The 229-nt window shown below is 43.7% G+C and carries 1 protein-coding gene; it reads left to right on the plus strand.

Annotated elements, in window-relative coordinates:
- Positions 1-229 (plus strand): condensation domain-containing protein (locus Q0779_RS23915; protein WP_298776772.1); only part of this gene is annotated, 229 nt, incomplete at both ends.

A 229-nucleotide genomic window follows, 5' to 3' on the forward strand; every position in this document is an offset into this window, starting at 1 on the left:
TTTGATGCTGTGGGGGTTGAGAGTGGCGTTGAGATATTCAGCCCAGCCAAGTATGACTTAAGCTTATTTGTCAATGATGCTGCTGATGAGCTGATGTTGCAATGGAATTATGCGCTCAGTTTGTTTACCGAAGACACGATTGCTCGTTTTGCTCAAATGTATCAACAAGCGTTAGTGGCTTTGCTCGATGAGCCGAGAAGTGAAATAGGGAAGATTGATTTACTCTCAG

The organism is uncultured Shewanella sp. (assembly GCF_947491715.1).
In the GTDB taxonomy this organism is placed as follows: domain Bacteria; phylum Pseudomonadota; class Gammaproteobacteria; order Enterobacterales; family Shewanellaceae; genus Shewanella.